The sequence below is a fragment of the Micromonospora sp. NPDC047670 genome, assembly GCF_043204915.1.
In the GTDB taxonomy this organism is placed as follows: Bacteria; Actinomycetota; Actinomycetes; order Mycobacteriales; family Micromonosporaceae; genus Micromonospora.
On record NZ_JBIDDA010000006.1, the window covers coordinates 72,144 to 87,843 of the forward strand.

The window sequence follows — 15,700 nt, forward strand, 5'->3', positions numbered from 1 at the left end:
ACGGCGCGGCCGGGTTCCGCACCGGTGAACGTTTCGTCGCGCCCGCGCGGGGGGAGTGCAGTCGCCGGAACGTGAAACCGTGGCGGAAGGGCTTTTACATGCGCACGTGCCGGGTGGGACTGGTAGGGGCCGGCGGGGTGGCGCAACGCCACGCCCGGGTGCTGGGCGGCTTCGCGGACGTGGAGCTGCTGGGGGTGACCGACGTGGTGCCGGAGGCGGCGGCGGAGCTGGCCGGCGCGCACGGCGCGCGGACCTTCGGCGACGTCGAGGAACTGCTGGCCGCCGGGCCGGACGCGGTGTACGTCTGCGTGCCGCCGTTCGCGCACGGGCCGGCGGAGGAGGCGGTGGTCGCGGCCGGGGTGCCGATGTTCGTGGAGAAGCCCGTCGCGGTCGACCTGGCCACGGCCGAGCACATCGCCGACCTGGTCGCCCGGCGAGGGCTGCTCACCGGCGTCGGGCACCACTGGCGGTACCTGCCGGTGGTGCGGCGGGCGCGGGAACTGCTCGCCGACCGTCCGGTGCGGATGGTCAGCGGCGCGTGGTGGGACAAGGTGCCCCCGGTCGCCTGGTGGTCCCGGCAGGACCGTTCCGGCGGCCCGGTGGTCGAGCAGGCCGCCCACGTGCTGGACCTGGTCCGGTGCCTGGTCGGGGAGGCGACCGAGGTCACCGCCTACGGCAACGGCACCCCGCCGCCCGTCGACGGCGCCGACATCGACTCGGTGACCACGGCGGCGCTGCGGTTCGCCGGCGGCGCGGTCGGCACGCTGACCGCCGCCTGCGTGCTCGGCTGGAAACACCGCGCCGGGCTGGAGATCCTCGCCGACGGGCTGGCGCTGTCGCTGACCGAGGACGGCCTGGTGGTCCGCGACGCCGACGGCGAACGCCGCTACGACGCCGACCCCGACGCCGCCCGGGTCGCCGTCGACCGGGCCTTCGTCGACGCGGTCCGCGGCATCGGCGACGACGTCCGCGTCCCGTACGCCGAGGCGCTCGGCACCCAGCGGCTCGCCCTGGCGGTCGCCGACTCCGCCCGCAGCGGCCGCACCGTACGCCTGGACGTCCCGGCCGCGGCGCCGCTCACCACGGGGGTGACCGTCGATGCGTGACAAGGTCGTGGTGGTCAGCGGCCCGGGCCGGGTGGAGCTGGTCGAGCAGGACGCCGCCGAGCTGACCGACGGCGCGTTCCGGGTCGAGACGCTGTTCAGCGGCGTCTCCGCGGGCACCGAGCTGAGCTACGTCAAGGGCACCAACCCCTACCTCAACGTCACCTGGAACGCCGACCTCGGCCTGTTCCAGCCGGGCGCGGCCAGCACCCCGTACCCGGTCACCCGGCTGGGCTACATGCAGGTCGGCCGGGTGGTGGAGAGCCGTACCCCGGCCGTCGCGGTGGGCGCCGTCGGCGCGATGACGTACGGCCACCGCACCGGCTGGGTAGCCGACCCGGTCGCCGAGCGGTTCGTGCCGCTGCCCGACGACATCGACCCGCTGCTCGGCGTCTACGTCGCGCACATGGGGCCGATCTGCGCCAACGGGGTGCTGCACGCCGCCGCCGACCTGCACGGCGCCGACGTGCGGTCCCTCGGCGACGGGGTCCGGGGCCGCCGCGTCGCGCTCGTCGGCAGCGGGGTGGTGGCCCTGCTCACCGCGCTGTTCGCCAGGCGGCACGGCGCCGCCTCGGTGGTGGTGCTCGACCCGACCCCGCAACGGCGGGCCGTCGCCGAGGCGCTCGGCCTGGAAACCCTCGACCCGGAGGCCGACGACCCGGCGGTGGTGCTCAAGACCCGCTGGGCGCACGGCCCCGGCGACCGGGGCGCCGACGTGGTGTTCCAGTGCCGGGGGCAGGCCTGGGCGCTGCAACTCGCGCTGCGCCTGCTGCGGCCCCAGGGCACCGTCGTCGACCTGGCCTTCTACCAGGCCGGCGCGGACGCGGTCCGGTTCGGCGAGGAGTTCCACCACAACGGCCTGTCGCTGCGCTGCGCGCAGATCGGCCGGGTGCCGCGCGGGCTCGCCCCCACCTGGGACCGCGAGCGCCTCTCCGCCGAGACGATCGACCTGCTGCGGGCGTACGGGGACGTGGTCCGCAAGCACCTCGTGTCGGCGGTGGTGCCGTTCGAGGAGGCCCCGACGCTGCTGACCGACCTCGCCGAGCGGCGCCGGCAGGAGCTCCAGGTGGTGCTGACCGTCTGACCCCGCGTCCGGCCGGGGCCGCCGCCAGCTCCCGGTGACGGGTACGGCGGCCCCGGCCCCGCCCGCCGGCCTCCCGCGCGCCGAGCGCCCGGCGGCCCCGGCCGGCCCGTGACGACACCCCGCGTGGCGGCGCGCCGGGCGGGCCGCCGTCACCCGGCCCGGTCGCGTACCGTTGCCGCTCATGGGTGTGTCGCAACGCTTGAAGAGCAGGTTCCGCCGGTTCCTCCAGCGCCCGGGGACGACGGTCGACCTGGGGCCGCTGGAGAAGCTGCTGCCGGCCATCGAGGCGCGCGAGGAGAAGCTGTCGGCGCTCGACGACGCCGAGCTGACCGAGGCCGCCGGCAAGGCCACGGGCTACGAGGAGATCTGCGCGATCGGCCGGGAGGCCGCCCGCCGGGGCCTCGACCAGCGCCCGTACGACGTGCAGCTGCTCGGCGCCATGGCGCTGCTCTCCGGCAAGGTCGCCGAGATGGCCACCGGTGAGGGCAAGACGCTCACCGCCACCATCGCCGCGTACGGGCACGTCCGGCTGGGCAACGGGCCGGTGCACGTGCTCACCGTCAACGACTACCTGGCCCGCCGCGACGCCCGGTGGATGGAGCCGGTCTACACCCTGCTCGGCCTGACGGTCGGCTGGGTCAACGAGGCGTCCACCCCCGAGGAGCGGCGCGACGCGTACGCCTGCGACGTCACCTACGTCTCGGTCAGCGAGGCCGGCTTCGACTACCTGCGCGACCAGCTCGTGACCGACATCGCCGACCGGGTGCAGCCGCCGCTGCGCACGGCGATCGTCGACGAGGCCGACTCGATCCTCATCGACGAGGCCCGGGTGCCGATGGTCCTCGCCGGCGCGGTCGCCGGCGAGCAGGACCCGGTGCACGCGGCCGCGACCCTGGTGCGCGGCCTGCGCAAGGGCAAGCACTACACGGTGGCCGAGGACGGCCGCAGCGTCGCCTTCACCGCCGCCGGCCTCGCCGCCGTCGAGGCCAAGCTCGGCATCGACCTGTACGACGAGGAGCACGTCGCGCAGCTCTCGGCGGTGAACGTGGCACTGCACGCGCACGCCCTGCTGCACCGCGACGTCGACTACATCGTCCGGGACGGCACCGTCGAGCTGATCGACGAGATGCGCGGCCGGGTGGCCCAGCGCCGCCGCTGGCCGGACGGGCTCCAGGCGGCGGTCGAGGCCAAGGAGGGTCTGGACGCGACCGCCGAGGGCGAGGTGCTCGGCACCATCGCCGTGCAGGCGTACATCGGGCTCTACCCGACGGTGTGCGGCATGACGGCGACCGCGGTGCTGGTCGGCGACCAGCTCCGCGAGTTCTTCGGCCTCGAGGTGGCGGTGATCCCGCCGAACACCCCGTGCGTCCGCGAGGACGAGCCGGACCGGATCTACGCCACCCGGGCGGAGAAGGACGAGGCGCTGGTCGACGAGATCAAGCGCAACCACGAGCGCGGGCGGCCCGTGCTGGTCGGCACCCTCGACGTCAAGGAGTCCGAGGGGCTGGCCGCCGGTCTGAACGCCGCCGGGGTGCCCTGCGTGGTGCTCAACGCGAAGAACGACGACGAGGAGGCGGCGATCATCGCCGAGGCCGGCGCGTACGGCGCGGTGACCGTCTCCACCCAGATGGCCGGCCGTGGCGTCGACATCCGGCTCGGCGGCAGCGACCAGGCCGACCGGGAGCGGGTGGCCGAGCTGGGCGGCCTCTACGTGATCGGCAGCGGCCGGCACGACAGCCGGCGGGTCGACGACCAGTTGCGTGGCCGCGCCGGTCGGCAGGGCGACCCGGGTGGCTCGGTCTTCTTCGTCAGCCTGGAGGACGACCTGGTCGTCCGCCACGCCGGCGACGCCGTCCCGCCGTCGCCCCGGATGAACGCCGACGGCCTGGTCACCGACGAGCAGGTCGACTACGCCGTCGAGCACGCCCAGCGGGTCGCCGAGGGCGTCAACCACGAGATCCACCGCAACACCTGGCGCTACAGCGTGGTCATCGAGCAGCAGCGCAAGGCCCTCGCCGAGCGCCGCGAGCGGCTGCTGACCACCGACGTGGCGGCGCTGATGCTGCTGGACAAGATGCCGGAGAAGGCCGAGGAGATGGACGAGGACCTGCTCGCCCGGGTCGCCCGGTCGATCGCCCTCTACCACCTCGACCGGCTCTGGGCGGAGCACCTCGCCGAGCTGTCCGAGGTGCGCGAGGGCGTGCACCTGCGCGCGCTCGGCCGGCTCGACCCGCTGGACGAGTTCCACCGGGCGGCGGTGCCGGCGTTCAACAACCTGATCCCGGAGATCGAGAAGCGGACCATCGCGACCTTCGAGGAGACGGAGTTCGGCGAGGACTGGGAGCCGGACGAGGCGAAGCTGGTCCGGCCCAGCGCCACCTGGACGTACCTGGTGCACGACAATCCGTTCGGCTCCGAGCTGGACCGGTTGATCGCTTCCGTGGGTCGACGGCTCAGCGCCGGATCCCGCTGACGCGTCCGGGCCCCTTCCGCGCCTCCCGGTGCCGGAAGGGGCCCCCTTTTGCGCCGTTTCGACCCCGGTTTGCGAGGGTAGTAGGGCGGGTCCGAAGAGTCGGGAGAAGATCAGAGATGCAACGGGTGACGGCGCCGGCCGGGCGTGCGGGGGCACGCGCGGGATCGGTGAGGGCTGTGGACCGGTGAACCTGGAGATGCGGGACCCGGCGGTGGAGCGGATCGGCGTCCTGGAGACGGCGGCGCTCCTGCGGGAGCTGACGGCGGGGTTGATCGCTGTCGACGACTTCGACGAGGCGCTTGCGGCGCTGGTGCGCATCGCCCGGGACGCGGTGGACGGCGTGAGCTGGTGCGGCTTCACCGCGCTGCGGGCGGGGGAGCCGGCCGGCGTGGCCGCGTCCGACGCGCGGCTGGCGGGGCTGGACGACCTGCGGCACGGCCCGGACTCGCCGGCCATGGACGCCATCCGGCGGCGTGAGATGATCCTCTCCGACCACCTGGGCCGTGAGTCGCGCTGGCCGGCCTGGACGCCGCGGGCGCGGGAGCTGGGCGTGCACGGGGTGATCTCCGCCCCGGTCGACGTCGACGAGCAGGTGATCGGGGCGATCAATCTCTACGCCGGGGCCGCCGACCTGCTCACCCCCGGCCACCAGCTCACCGCGATGCTGCTCGCCGAGCACGCCGGGCTGCTCCTCGCGGCGGTTCGCGACCGGGCCCGTCAGGCGGCCCGCGCCGGGGAGCTGGACTCCTCGCTGCTCGGCGACGGGGTGGTCGGGCAGGCGATCGGGGTGATCATGACCCAGCGCGGCTGCCCGGCCGAGGAGGCGCTGGACGTGCTGCGCAGTGCGGCGTCGTCGTTGGACATCCCGCTGCGGGAGGTGGCCGGCCGGCTGCTCAGCACCGTGTCGCGCCCACGGGACAGCTGAGGCGCGGCCGCCCGGTCGGTGCCCCGCGTCCGGCGTGACGTTTGGGGCCGTTCGGGGCGCGTGTCGTTTCGTCGGGGGAGCGCCCGGGTAGCACCCTGTATTCGTGGGGTGAGTCGACCTGGGGGAGGAACGATGCAGAGCCGGCTGCGGGTGCAGGGGCACCCGATCCAACCGATGCTGGTGACGTTCCCGTTCGGGCTCTTCGTGAGCGCGACCGTGTTCGATCTGACCGACGTGCTGGGGGGACCGGCCTTCCTCGGCGAGGTGGGCTACTGGACCTCGGTGGCGGCCCTGTTCGCCGCCGCGCTGGCCGCCGTGGCCGGCATGATCGACCTGTGGGACGTGCCGGGTGGCCGGACCCGGCGCACGGCGGTCACCTTCAACCTGGTGAACGTGGCGATGGCCGCGCTCTTTCTGGTGGCCTGCCTCGTCCGCGCCGACGCGCCGCAGCGCGGCGCCAGCGTCGTCCTCCTGCTCACCGAGATCGTGGCCCTCGGCGTCGGCGCGCTCGGCGTCCGGCTGGGCGCCCGGCTGGTGCGGCGGTTCGACGCCGGCCGCAGGGCCGAGGCGACCACCTTCGACGCGCTGGGCGGCGTCTCCGGCTCCACCGTCGACCTGGCTCGCCCCCGCCCCTGACCCCGCCCCACCCTCCCGCCCCGCGATCTTGCAGTTTGTGCCCCGGCGAAGGCCGCATTCCGCCCGATCCGGGGGCCGAAAGTGCAAGATCGCGGGATGGAGAGGGGCGGGGAGGGGCGCGGGGGCGGGGTCAGTGGGTGGGGTGGGACTCGGCGTGGTGGGCGGCGAGGACGTCCGCGCCGAAGTCGCTGGCCGGGCGGCGCAGCACGGTGTGCGCGTGGTTGCCGTCGTCGGTGGTGTTGTCGTACTCGATCAGCAGGTCGTCGCCCTGCACCCGGTAGTAGTGACGCTGGCCGGGGGCGGTCGGGCCGGCCCAGGCGAAGTGCAGCTCCCCGGCGGTGAGCCGGCGCGCCTCCCGGATCGCCAGCTCGGGCGGGAGCCGGTCCAGGTAGAGCGCCACGAGCTGGTCCAGCAGGGCGCGGCCGGTGGGGCCGAGGCGGTCGGCGGGCACCCCGAGCGGCTCCAGCGGCGCGTCGACGCGGGGGCGGGTCGCGCTGATGATGTCCCCGGGCGCCTCGTCGGCGACGATCGCCGCGGCCCGGCCGGCGGGGCCCATGGCATCCAGCAGGGCACGCGCCAGGTCCTCCTCGACGCCCAGCGGCCTGGAGACCGGGCGGCCGGCGTACCGGACGGTGGCCGGGTTGGCGCCGAAGAAGATCGGCGCGGGGGAGACCTGGTCGGCCACCACGGTCATGCTCACCGAGAGGTGGTGCCCCTCCAGCCGCCACGCCCACGCGTCGTCGCGGGCCGGGTCGCCGAAGACGGCCACCCAGTAGTCGCCGCTGTGCCGGCCCCGCCGCCAGCCCTCCGCCCGGTCCAGCACCTCCTCGAGCGCCACGATCGCCATCGCCTGGGCGTACGCCGGTGGGCTCAGCGCGGTGGCCAGCAGCCGGTGCACGGCCTTGCGCCCGGCGCGGTCGAGGTCGGCCAGGCACACCCCGGGCCGGGGCCGGGGACGGTACTCCAGCCAGCGCCGGGCCTGCTCGTCGTCGAACCGGTGGGCGGCGCGGGCGCGGGCGGGCTCGTCCAGCGCGGCCAGCAGCGCCGTGCCGGCGGTGCGCATCTGCTCGGGCAGCGGATCTTCCACCGCCTCTGTATACCGGGCGGGGCGCCGCCGCGCGGGGCGACCGGTCAGCCGGTCGGCGGGCCGGCCAGCAGGGCGAGCATCTCGGGCAGGTCGAAGAAGTGGGCCGTCTCCACCGCGGACGGGCTGCCGTGGTGCGGGTCGGCGCCGGCGGCGAGCAGCGCCCGGACCGCGTCGCCGCTGCTGCGGAAGGCCGCGGCGGCCAGGGCGGTCTGCCCCCGGTCGTTGGTGCGGCTGTGGTCGGCGCCCCGGGCCAGCAGCGCGGCGACGGTCTCCGGGTGGGCGTGGTAGGCCGCCAGGATCAGCAGTGTGTCGCCCTTGTCGTTGGTCAGGTCGACCGGCAAGCCCGCGTCGACGTACCCGGCCAGCTCGTCGGTCGCGCCGTCGCGCGCGAGGTCGAACATCCGGTGCGCGAACGCCAGCGTCTCGGCGTCGAGTTCCTCGCTCACCGGTCCAGGTTAGTCGGCCGGCCGCCTGGTACGTTGCTCGGCCGGTGCGCTGGGGGAGGGGCGATGGACGACACGGTGTACGTGGGCAACGCGGGCGTGGACGGCGCGACGAACGCGGGCTGGCTGCTCGGGCACTTCATGCCGGCGGGCGACGTGCGGCACAGTGCCGACGTCGAGGTCAAGTGGGGGGTGCACCCGGCCGGGGAGGCGCGCTCCCGGTGGGCCACCGGCGAGCGGCGGACCGCCCTGCTGGTGCTGCTCGGCGGCCGGTTCCGGGTCGAGCTGCCGGACCGGACGGTGGTGCTGCGCGAGCCCGGCGACTACGTGGTGTGGGGGCGTGGAGTGGACCACTCCTGGTACGCCGAGCGCGAGTCGGTCGTGCTGACCGTCCGCTGGCCGTCGGTCCCGGGCTACCGGGTGGAGCCGCCGGTCCGCCGCTGATCGGCCGACCGTGGACCCGTCCGTCCCGGCATGCGGAATTACCTACTAAACCCATAGGCTTTGCAGGCTAAGCTGAGGTCACGCCCACCGCCGCACCCCAGAGGACCGCCATGTTCGACCCTCGCCAGCCCGACCTGCTCGCCGTCGCCCGGTCCTGGGCCGCCGCACCGGCCCGCTGGCCGGTGCCGCCGCGCTTCGACCCGGTCTCCCGGTGGTACGCCCGGCTCCACCACACCGCCGACCACGAGGTGTGGGCGCTGAGCTGGCTGCCCGGCCAGGGCACCGACCTGCACGACCACGGTGGTTCGAGCGGCGCGTTCCTCGTCCTGGCCGGCGTGCTCACCGAGGAGACCGTCAGCGGCGGCCGGCTGCGCCCGCACCACCTGGCCGCCGGCTCCGGCCGTCGCTTCGGGTCCCGGCACGTGCACGTGGTGACCAACCGGGGCGACGAGCCGGCCGTGAGCGTCCACGTCTACCGCCCCGCCCTGCGCCGGATGACCCGCTACCTGCTCGCCGACGGCCGGCTCCGTGCCGCCGAGGTGGCCGAGGCCGGGGTCGCCTGGTGAGCGCCCCAACGACCGGCTCCACCGACCGTCACCATCCACCGGAGGGAACGACAATGCCGCAGACCGACCCGCACGCCTGTCCGGCCCCGGCGCCGCCGGGCTCCCGGGGCATCGACGAGATCCTGGCGGCCGCCCGGGCGCGGCTCGACCGGCTGGATCCCGAGCGGGCGCACCTCGCCTGTCGCGGCGGGGCGCTACTGGTCGACATCCGTCCGGCCGCCCAGCGGGCCGCCCACGGCACCGTCCCGGGCTCGCTGGCGGTCGAACGCAACGTGCTGGAGTGGCGCTTCGACCCGCGCTGCCCGGCGCGGCTGCCCCAGGCGGTCGGCTACGACCTGCCCGTGGTGGTCATCTGCCAGGAGGGCTACACCTCCTCGCTGGCCGCCGCCGCCCTGCGGGACCTCGGGCTGCACCGCGCCACCGACGTCGTCGGCGGTTTCGTCGCCTGGCGACTCGCCGGCCTGCCCGTCCTCGGCCCCACCCCGCCACAGCGTCCGTCCACGTCCGCGCCCCCGGTGACCGCCGGCCGGGTGCCGTCCTGACCGTCGCGCCCCACCGGGCGTGGCGGCACCGCCGCCCCAGGAGGCTCCATGTCCGTCGTCGCCCTCACCCCCCGGTCCCAGCCGGCCGGCCGTCCCGGCCCGGTGCGTCCGCGCTCCGTACCGACCGTCACCATCACCCTCGACGTCGCCCCCGGCCCGCTGAGCCCTCGCCTGGCCCGGCTGCTGGAGCTCATCGGCGAGCTCGCCGAGTCGGGGGAGGGCCGGGTCCGCCCGGCCGCCGCCGAGGCGCCGCCGGCGGCGCCCGGCCCCGTCCCGGCCGTCGCGGGCCCCGACCCGGCTGCGGCTGGCACGGACCCCGATCCCGCCCCGGACGCCGGGCGTTCCGACGCGATCCGGATCCTTGCCGGGCCGCGGGTCGTCCACCACGGCGCCCGGGCGGTGGCGCTGACCCGCATCGAGTACGACCTGCTGCTGTTCCTGGCCGAGCGGCCCCGCCGGGTCTTCACCCGCCTCCAGTTGCTGGCCAACGTGTGGGGCTACGAGCACGCGGTGGCCCGCACCGTCGACGTGCACGTCCGCCGGCTGCGCGCCAAGTTCGGCGCCGGCACGCCGCTGGTCACCACCGTCCACGGTGTCGGCTACCGGCTGGACGACGAGGCCCGGATCGAGGTCGACCGGGGACGGTGACGGACACCTGGCGACCAAGGTCGACGACGGGCGCCTGCTCGACTCAACCGGGTGCCCGGGAACGTGGCGGGCCGCACGACTGCCGGGCCGCTGGGATGGGAGGGTTCGACGCGGCCCCGCAGCCGGTCCGGTTGTGGCCGCCGTCTGGTAGCGGACGCGGTTCACACCAGGCCGGCGACGGCGCCTATCGCGGTGATGGCGACCGCCACCTGCTCGGCAGGAGGACCGTCGACCGGCCACGAGCCGTCCGGGCGCTGGGTGGTGGTGAGCCGCCGGACCACGGCGGCAAGCACGGGATGGCCCGAGGGCAGCAACGCCGTCCGCAGAGCGCACCCGGCGCGGGCGACGTCGGCCGGGGGCGCGTCGAGCAGCCGCCGCGCCAGGATGTCCAGCCCCTGGTCTGCCTCCTCGCGCAGCCCCACCGCCCACAGCAGGGCGGCGGCGAGCCAGGTGGTGGTGAGGCACGTCGGCCAGGCACCTGAGGCTGCGACGGCGTCGCGCACCGCCCGGGCGGCCCGCCCGGCCGCTTCGGGCCGGTCCACGACCGCCAGGCCCCAGCCGACGTTGGCGGTCAGGTAGAGCGGGTCCTGCGACGGCAGGTGCCCGGTGTCCACGGAGGAGCGCACCGTGCCGTCCGGCGGGACCAGCGCGGCGAGCCAGTCGGCGCAACGGTCTGCCCGTGAGCTGTACCGCAGGTCCCACTCGATGATCCGGGCGAGCCGGTCGCACGTCGCCGCCACGGAGGGGGCGTCGGCTGACCAGGGGGCCGGGAACCCGCCCTCGGGAGTCTGGTCGGCGAACAACGCGTCCGCCACGTGCAGGGGTGCCGGCCACACTCCGGTCAGCACCGTCGCCAGCCGGTGCCCGTCGGACTCGTCACCGTGCGCGAGCACCCACTCGACTGCGGCACCGTTGTCGATCATGGGCCGAACGTAACAAGCGTCGGGACGAAGGGCCGAGCTGGGGCGCGTGGCAGACCACGACCCCGGTGGCCGCCGACTCCCTCTGACCTGTGCCGTCACGAGCGAACACGAGGTGCGGGAGGCTACGGCGGGCGGCGGGCGGGACCCGTTGCGGCGTCGTGCGGGTTGCGGCACACGTGGGAGCGTGCCCGGCCGCCCATGGCGCCGACGTGGGCCACGTTGGTCCGGACGGGTCCGCCTCGGCCTCGACGAATGTGAACCGGACGGGTACCCCCCGTATCGGGTCAACCCGGCGGCTCTGCTGTAATCATCAGGCTTCGTACGCAGAGCGAGCGTTTGGCTCCGATGCGTTCGTCAATTGTCACATTCATGCAACGCAGCCGCCCCTTGACCCTCGCACCGGCGCCGGGAAGCATCGATGAAGCGGCGTCCCGGGCCGTGGGGAGATACCCGGACCAGCCAAGGAGGACCATGTCGGTCAGCCCCGCCTCGTCGCGCGCCGGATGGCATACGTCCCAGCCCGCTGTTCCCGGTCGGCCCCCCGGCGGCCAGCGCCGTCCCGTCAACACCGCCGCACCGATGCTCACGGTGACCCTGAACATCCCGCTGGCCTGCGAGGAGTCGCTGACCCCACCCGCCCGTCGGCTGCTGGAGGCCGCCCGCGAACTGCTCGAACGCGGTGAGGGGACGATCACCGCGGCCACCGCCGAACGCCGCCCCGACCCGGTGCCGGCCGGTCGGCCGCCGTCGCGCCAGGTCGCCGCTCCCACGATCCCCGCCCTGCACATCCTCGCCTCGTCCCGCTCCGTGCTGCGCGACGGCGAGCCGCTGCCGCTGACCCGGCTGGAGTTCGACCTGCTGCTGCACCTGGTCGCCCATCCCCGCCGGGTGTTCACCCGGCTGCAACTGCTCAACGCCGTCTGGGGCTACGAGCACGCCGGGGTGCGCACCGTCGACGTGCACGTCCGCCGCCTGCGCGGCAAGGTCGGCGTCGACGTCCCGCTGGTCACCACCGTCTACGGCGTCGGCTACCGGCTCGCCGACGACGCCCGCGTCACCATCGACCGCAGCGGCTGACCGGCCGGCGGGGCACGATGGTCGGATGCGGATCCGTCCCATCTCCCCGGACCGGCTGGTCACCGAGCTGACCGAGCGGCTGGCCGGGGCCGACGCCGCCGGCCGGCTGCGCGTGGCCGTCGACGGTGCCCCGGCCGCCGGCCCCGACGCGTTGGCCGCCGCCATGGTCGACCCGCTGCGCGCGCTCGGCCGGCCCGTGCTGCACGTGCGCGCCGACGACTTCCTCCGCCCCGCCAGCGTCCGCCTCGAACACGGCCGGACCAACCCCGACGCGTACTACGAGGGTTGGGTCGACGAGGCGGGGCTGCGCCGCGAGGTGCTCGACCCGGCCGGGCCGGGCGGCTCCGGGCGGGTGCTGCCCTCGCTCTGGGACGCCCGCGCCGACCGGGCCAGCCGCGCCGCGTACGTCGACCTGCCGCCCGGCGGCGTCCTGCTGGTCAGCGGGGCGCTGCTGCTCGGCGGCGGCCTGCCCTTCGACGTCGCGGTCCACCTGGAGCTCTCCCCGGCGGCCCTGGCCCGGCGCACCGACCCGGCGCTGCGGTGGACGCTGCCCGCCTTCGCCCGGTACGCCGACGAGGTGGCCCCTGCCTCCTTCGCCGACGTCGTGGTCCGCGCCGACGACCCCCGTCACCCGGCACTGGTGGAGTCCGCGGTGTCCTCCTGACCGCCGCGACGTCCGGAAAAATCGCCGGTTTGATCATCGGCGGGCCGGGGTATTCGGCCGGCTCACAGAGCACGGGTGATCCGCCCGCGCGCAGACGACCACGGCCCGGGCCCACGTACCGGTGCCCCGGCGGACCTTGAGGCCCAGAAAGGCAGGCAGCGATGCTCGTCCACGACAAGGTCGGTACGGGCCGATCCCAGGCGGAGATCGACCAGATCCGGCGCTCCCTGCAGGCCCGTTACGACGAGCTGTCCGCGGAGTACGAGCAGACGGTGCTGCAGAGCCAGGTGTTGCGGCTGGTGGAGGTCGGCGACACCGCCGGCGACGACCAGGCCGACAGCGGCACCAAGACGGCGGAGCGGGACACCGCGCAGTCCCTGCTGCGCACCATCCTCGACCGCCGCGCCCAGTTCGAGCACGCCCTCACCCGGCTGGAGGAGGGCACCTACGGCTTCTGCGAGGGTTGCTCCGCGGCCATCCCGGTCGAGCGGCTGGAGATCTTCCCGTCCGCCACCACCTGCGTGCAGTGCAAGCAGACCCGGGAGCGCCGGGCGGCCTGACGCGAGCGGTTGCCGGTCGGTCCGGGACGCGGTGGACTCCACCCATGGGTGAGATCAAGGTGGGCACCGCCTCCTGGACCGACCGTACGCTGCTGGACTCCGGCTGGTACCCGCGGACCGCCGACACGCCCGAGAAGCGGCTGGCATACTACGCCCGCCGGTTCCCGCTGGTCGAGGTGGACGCCACCTACTACTCGCCGCCGGCCGAGCGGACGGCGCGACTGTGGGCCGAGCGCACCCCGCCCGGCTTCACCTTCAACGTCAAGGCGTTCAGCCTGCTCACCGGGCATCCGACCCGGGTCGGCGCGCTCTACAAGGACCTGCGGCCGGAGACGGAGAAGAAGAACCTCTACCCCGACGACCTGTCGCCGCAGGCGTACGAGGAGGTCTGGACGAGGTTCCTCAGCGCCCTGGACCCGCTGGTCGAGGCGGGCAAGCTCGGCGCGCTGCTGTTCCAGTTCCCGCCCTGGTTCACCATCAAGCGGGACAACAAGCAGTACCTGCTGGAGGTGGCGAAGCGCTGCGCCCCGCTGCGCCCGGTCTACGAGTTCCGGCACGCCTCCTGGTTCGACGGTGACAACGCCGACGAGACCCTCGCCTTCCTGCGCCAGCACCGGCTGGCGTACGTCTGCGTGGACATGCCGCAGGGGCACCGCTCGTCGGTGCCCCCGGTGCTGGCCGCCACCGCGGACCTGGCGGTCGTCCGCTTCCACGGGCACAGCGACAAGTGGACCAGCAAGGACATCCACGAGAAGTTCGGCTACCGCTACTCCGACCGGGAGCTGCGCGACTGGGCGCCGAAGCTGCGCGAGCTGGCCGACGCGACGGAGCGGACCCACGTGCTGATGAACAACTGCTACCGGGACTACGCCCAGACCAACGCCGCCACCCTCGCCGGGCTGCTCGACGCCGGCTGAGCCGCGGCGGGTTTCTCATCCCGTCCGGGTGAGGCCCGCTCACCCCGTCGCCGCGCAGCATGGACGGTGCGTGCGGTCGACCGCGACCGCGGAACCGACACCACGGAGGTGGCTGGAGATGACGGTTCGGGTGGTACCGGATCGACGACGCGGCGCCGTGCTGCACGTCGTCGGGTCGTCCGACGGCGCCCGGTGGGTGCCGCGCGCCCGTCGGGTCGGCCCGACCCGACAGCCGCGCGGCCCGGTGGGGCCGCCGCGACGTGACGACGACCGACGGTGGGAGACCGACGTACGGGGGTGGACAGATGGCTGAGCAGTTGCATTCGGCGTTCGAGTCCTCGTTGGACAAGACGAACCTGATCCTCAAGGACATCGAGCAGGCATACGGCTGGCCGAAGGAGCAACGCAACCAGTCCTACTGCGCGTTGCGCACGGTGCTGCACCTGCTGCGCGACCGGATGCCGGTGCAGGAGAGCGTCGAGTTTTCCGCGCAGTTGCCGGTGCTGGTGCGGGGGATCTACTTCGACGGCTGGAAGCCGTCGGACGTGCCGATCAAGCTCAACCGGGACGACTTCCTGCTGGAGGTCCGGCAGGGCTTCCCGTACGACGTGGAGGGGGGCCCGGAGCGCGTGGTGCAGGTGGTGCTGGACACGCTTCGCCGGCACGTGACCCAGGGCGAGTGGGAGGACGTGAAGGCCACCATGCCCCGGGACCTGGCGAACATCATTCCGTGACGCGGCGGCACGCGCGACGGCCCGTTCCACCGGCGGTGGGGCGGGCCGCACCTCGTCGGACTACCCCGGGTCGGCCGGCGACGCGCCAGCGGTGGGCCTGTCGCCGCCGCCCGCCGCCTCCGGCACCCGGCTGACCGACCGGCCGGCGCGCCGGGCGAGCGCCGCGAAGGCGGTGGCGTCCACGACGGCGGCGCCGCCGGGGTCGTTGTTGAAGTAGACGTACGTCGGCTCGTCGTCGCCGAAGCCGTCGGCGAGCCGGCGCACCCAGGAGGCCAGCGAGGTGCGGCCGTACCGGGGCCACGGGCGGGCCCGCCCCTCGTGCAGGCGCAGGTAGCCGAAGTCGGTGGTGCGCCAGCGGGGTGCGACGGGCCGGCCGAGCCGGTCGGCCCAGACCAGCGCCGCCCGCCGCCGCTCCAGCACGGCCCGGGTGGTGTCGGTCCACCACGACGGGTGGCGCGGCTCCACGGCGACCCGCACGTCGGCCGGGAAGAGCCGCAGCGTGGCGTCCAGCGCCGCCGGGTCGGCGGGCAGGTTGGGCGGCAGTTGCAACAGCACGGGGCCGAGCCGGTCGCCGAGCGCGGTGGCCCGACCCAGGAAGCGGGCCACCGGCTCGGCCGGGTCGCGCAGCCGCCTGACGTGGGTGAGGTAGCGGCTCATCTTCACCGCCACGCAGAAGTCGTCCGGCGTACGCGCCCGCCAGGCGGCGAAGGTGTCCCGCTCCGGCAGGCGGTAGAAGGCGTTGTTCACCTCGACCGTGGCGAACCGGTCGGCGAAGTGCTCCAGCCAGCGGCGCTGCGGCAGCCCGGCGGGGTAGAAGCGGCCCCGCCAGTCGCGGTACTGCCAGCCCGAGGTGCCGAGCAGGATCATCGCGGCC

At 74.9% G+C, this 15,700-nt stretch carries 18 protein-coding genes; 14 read left to right on the top strand and 4 right to left on the bottom strand.

Annotated features, from left to right (window positions below):
* Window positions 1-98: 98 nt before the first annotated feature.
* The 5 genes from ACGF7U_RS16460 to ACGF7U_RS16480 all read left to right on the top strand — a co-directional run bounded on the left by ACGF7U_RS16460 (window position 99) and on the right by ACGF7U_RS16480 (window position 6,221).
* Complete coding sequence (locus ACGF7U_RS16460; RefSeq protein WP_393107307.1) at window positions 99-1,106, top strand: Gfo/Idh/MocA family protein; 1,008 nt, start codon at window positions 99-101, stop codon at window positions 1,104-1,106.
* Complete coding sequence (locus ACGF7U_RS16465; RefSeq protein ID WP_393107309.1) at window positions 1,099-2,187, top strand: zinc-binding alcohol dehydrogenase; 1,089 nt, start codon at window positions 1,099-1,101, stop codon at window positions 2,185-2,187. Before ACGF7U_RS16460 ends, ACGF7U_RS16465 begins: the two co-directional genes overlap by 8 nt.
* A gap of 181 nt (window positions 2,188-2,368) precedes the next feature.
* Window positions 2,369-4,660 carry an accessory Sec system translocase SecA2 gene (secA2, locus tag ACGF7U_RS16470; protein ID WP_393107311.1) on the top strand — a complete coding sequence of 764 codons (2,292 nt, stop codon included), beginning with the start codon at window positions 2,369-2,371 and terminating at the stop codon, window positions 4,658-4,660.
* A 184-nt stretch (window positions 4,661-4,844) separates the two neighbouring features.
* A complete protein-coding gene (locus ACGF7U_RS16475) occupies window positions 4,845-5,585 on the top strand; it encodes a GAF and ANTAR domain-containing protein (RefSeq protein ID WP_393107313.1) in 741 nt (246 codons plus the stop codon).
* Window positions 5,586-5,717: 132 nt separating this feature from the next.
* A complete protein-coding gene (locus ACGF7U_RS16480; protein ID WP_393107315.1) occupies window positions 5,718-6,221 on the top strand; it encodes a DUF2231 domain-containing protein in 504 nt (167 codons plus the stop codon).
* 130 nt (window positions 6,222-6,351) lie between these two features.
* On the opposite strand, the gene ACGF7U_RS16485 is transcribed toward ACGF7U_RS16480, so the two are convergent.
* Window positions 6,352-7,308 carry a DUF3500 domain-containing protein gene (locus ACGF7U_RS16485; RefSeq protein WP_393107317.1) on the bottom strand — a complete coding sequence of 319 codons (957 nt, stop codon included), beginning with the start codon at window positions 7,306-7,308 and terminating at the stop codon, window positions 6,352-6,354.
* A gap of 44 nt (window positions 7,309-7,352) precedes the next feature.
* Window positions 7,353-7,754, bottom strand: coding sequence for an ankyrin repeat domain-containing protein (locus ACGF7U_RS16490; protein WP_393107319.1), 402 nt, complete (start codon window positions 7,752-7,754; stop codon window positions 7,353-7,355).
* 63 nt (window positions 7,755-7,817) lie between these two features.
* On the opposite strand from ACGF7U_RS16490, the gene ACGF7U_RS16495 reads away from it, so the two are divergent.
* The 4 genes from ACGF7U_RS16495 (at window position 7,818) to ACGF7U_RS16510 (ending at window position 9,951) form a co-directional block, all read left to right on the top strand.
* Window positions 7,818-8,195, top strand: a complete 378-nt coding sequence (locus ACGF7U_RS16495) for a signal peptidase I (RefSeq protein WP_393107321.1) — start codon at window positions 7,818-7,820, stop codon at window positions 8,193-8,195.
* A gap of 110 nt (window positions 8,196-8,305) precedes the next feature.
* Window positions 8,306-8,761, top strand: a complete 456-nt coding sequence (locus ACGF7U_RS16500; protein ID WP_393107323.1) for a cysteine dioxygenase — start codon at window positions 8,306-8,308, stop codon at window positions 8,759-8,761.
* Window positions 8,762-8,814: 53 nt separating this feature from the next.
* Window positions 8,815-9,303, top strand: a complete 489-nt coding sequence (locus ACGF7U_RS16505) for a rhodanese-like domain-containing protein (protein ID WP_393107325.1) — start codon at window positions 8,815-8,817, stop codon at window positions 9,301-9,303.
* Between the two features lie 48 nt (window positions 9,304-9,351).
* The gene (locus ACGF7U_RS16510; protein WP_393107327.1) at window positions 9,352-9,951 is read left to right on the top strand and encodes a winged helix-turn-helix domain-containing protein; all 600 of its coding nucleotides are present in this window, start codon (window positions 9,352-9,354) and stop codon (window positions 9,949-9,951) included.
* A gap of 161 nt (window positions 9,952-10,112) precedes the next feature.
* On the opposite strand, the gene ACGF7U_RS16515 is transcribed toward ACGF7U_RS16510, so the two are convergent.
* Entirely contained in the window at window positions 10,113-10,874 is a 762-nt protein-coding gene (locus ACGF7U_RS16515) for a hypothetical protein (RefSeq protein WP_393107329.1), read from the bottom strand.
* A gap of 471 nt (window positions 10,875-11,345) precedes the next feature.
* On the opposite strand from ACGF7U_RS16515, the gene ACGF7U_RS16520 reads away from it, so the two are divergent.
* From ACGF7U_RS16520 to ACGF7U_RS16540, 5 genes are all read left to right on the top strand, one after another.
* Entirely contained in the window at window positions 11,346-11,951 is a 606-nt protein-coding gene (locus ACGF7U_RS16520; protein WP_393107331.1) for a winged helix-turn-helix domain-containing protein, read from the top strand.
* A gap of 25 nt (window positions 11,952-11,976) precedes the next feature.
* On the top strand, window positions 11,977-12,615 hold the full coding sequence (locus ACGF7U_RS16525; protein WP_393107333.1) for a uridine kinase: 639 nt from the start codon (window positions 11,977-11,979) through the stop codon (window positions 12,613-12,615).
* Between the two features lie 161 nt (window positions 12,616-12,776).
* Complete coding sequence (locus tag ACGF7U_RS16530; RefSeq protein WP_393107335.1) at window positions 12,777-13,175, top strand: TraR/DksA family transcriptional regulator; 399 nt, start codon at window positions 12,777-12,779, stop codon at window positions 13,173-13,175.
* 44 nt (window positions 13,176-13,219) lie between these two features.
* Window positions 13,220-14,092, top strand: coding sequence for a DUF72 domain-containing protein (locus ACGF7U_RS16535; RefSeq protein ID WP_393107337.1), 873 nt, complete (start codon window positions 13,220-13,222; stop codon window positions 14,090-14,092).
* Between the two features lie 305 nt (window positions 14,093-14,397).
* Window positions 14,398-14,826 (top strand): DUF2267 domain-containing protein, encoded by a 429-nt coding sequence (locus ACGF7U_RS16540; RefSeq protein WP_393107339.1) that lies wholly within the window; start codon window positions 14,398-14,400, stop codon window positions 14,824-14,826.
* A 60-nt stretch (window positions 14,827-14,886) separates the two neighbouring features.
* Here ACGF7U_RS16540 and ACGF7U_RS16545 read toward each other — a convergent pair whose 3' ends face one another.
* Window positions 14,887-15,693: a DUF72 domain-containing protein gene (locus ACGF7U_RS16545; protein ID WP_393107341.1), complete on the bottom strand. Its 807-nt coding sequence runs from the start codon at window positions 15,691-15,693 to the stop codon at window positions 14,887-14,889.
* Window positions 15,694-15,700: the final 7 nt, after the last annotated feature.

Bases quoted from the DNA above. Each gene is read 5' to 3' on its own strand.
- ACGF7U_RS16520 (WP_393107331.1), top strand. From the start codon at position 11,346: ATGTCGGTCAGCCCCGCCTCGTCGCGCGCCGGATGGCATACGTCCCAG.
- ACGF7U_RS16480 (WP_393107315.1), top strand. From the start codon at position 5,718: ATGCAGAGCCGGCTGCGGGTGCAGGGGCACCCGATCCAACCGATGCTG.
- ACGF7U_RS16540 (WP_393107339.1), top strand. From the start codon at position 14,398: ATGGCTGAGCAGTTGCATTCGGCGTTCGAGTCCTCGTTGGACAAGACG.
- ACGF7U_RS16535 (WP_393107337.1), top strand. From the start codon at position 13,220: ATGGGTGAGATCAAGGTGGGCACCGCCTCCTGGACCGACCGTACGCTG.
- ACGF7U_RS16460 (WP_393107307.1), top strand. From the start codon at position 99: ATGCGCACGTGCCGGGTGGGACTGGTAGGGGCCGGCGGGGTGGCGCAA.
- secA2 (WP_393107311.1), top strand. From the start codon at position 2,369: ATGGGTGTGTCGCAACGCTTGAAGAGCAGGTTCCGCCGGTTCCTCCAG.
- ACGF7U_RS16495 (WP_393107321.1), top strand. From the start codon at position 7,818: ATGGACGACACGGTGTACGTGGGCAACGCGGGCGTGGACGGCGCGACG.
- ACGF7U_RS16465 (WP_393107309.1), top strand. From the start codon at position 1,099: ATGCGTGACAAGGTCGTGGTGGTCAGCGGCCCGGGCCGGGTGGAGCTG.
- ACGF7U_RS16505 (WP_393107325.1), top strand. From the start codon at position 8,815: ATGCCGCAGACCGACCCGCACGCCTGTCCGGCCCCGGCGCCGCCGGGC.
- ACGF7U_RS16530 (WP_393107335.1), top strand. From the start codon at position 12,777: ATGCTCGTCCACGACAAGGTCGGTACGGGCCGATCCCAGGCGGAGATC.
- ACGF7U_RS16545 (WP_393107341.1), bottom strand. From the start codon at position 15,693: ATGATCCTGCTCGGCACCTCGGGCTGGCAGTACCGCGACTGGCGGGGC.
- ACGF7U_RS16510 (WP_393107327.1), top strand. From the start codon at position 9,352: ATGTCCGTCGTCGCCCTCACCCCCCGGTCCCAGCCGGCCGGCCGTCCC.
- ACGF7U_RS16500 (WP_393107323.1), top strand. From the start codon at position 8,306: ATGTTCGACCCTCGCCAGCCCGACCTGCTCGCCGTCGCCCGGTCCTGG.
- ACGF7U_RS16515 (WP_393107329.1), bottom strand. From the start codon at position 10,874: ATGATCGACAACGGTGCCGCAGTCGAGTGGGTGCTCGCGCACGGTGAC.
- ACGF7U_RS16525 (WP_393107333.1), top strand. From the start codon at position 11,977: ATGCGGATCCGTCCCATCTCCCCGGACCGGCTGGTCACCGAGCTGACC.